We start from the raw sequence: 460 nt of genomic DNA, 5'->3' as shown, positions 1-460 counted from the left end.
TGAACTGGTCAAGACCATGACCGATGAGCTGTCCAAGGAACCCGCGTTCAAGGGTCTGACCTTGGGCAACGAGGTCAATCAGCTGTCTGACAGGCCGCATCCCACGAAGATGAGCGCCACGGACCGGCAGATCGACGCATGGCTGGACGCGCTGCTTCCGACCGCCGCCGGTGAAGGGCACAACGCGCTGTACAGCGTCAACGATGGCACCTGGTTCATCGATGGGCACCCGTTCACTCCGGTGCAGTCCGCCACCAAGGGTGATATGACAGTGATTCACTCCTGGGTGTTCAACGGCATCGCGCAAGGATACGGCGCCACCAGTGAGGAGTGCTCGTCGTACGCACTGTACCTGGCCGAGCTGGCCAAGGCGTTCGGCAAGGATTCCGAGCGCCCGGTGTGGCTCCAGGAAGTCGGTGCGCCGGAGAATGTGCTGGAAACCGACTACACGCCGGAATTC

At 61.7% G+C, this 460-nt stretch carries 1 protein-coding gene; it reads left to right on the top strand.

The window, feature by feature from the left end:
- Window positions 1-109 precede the first annotated feature (109 nt).
- Window positions 110-460 (top strand): hypothetical protein (locus ACLRYO_RS09555; RefSeq protein ID WP_413084871.1); only part of this gene is annotated, 351 nt, incomplete at its 3' end.

Origin of the sequence: Veillonella parvula, from assembly GCF_047241225.1 — a bacterium.
GTDB lineage: Bacteria > Bacillota > Negativicutes > Veillonellales > Veillonellaceae > Veillonella > Veillonella parvula_O.
Note: the sequence above shows the minus strand (reverse complement) of the source record. Positions and strands in the feature narration are given on the sequence as shown.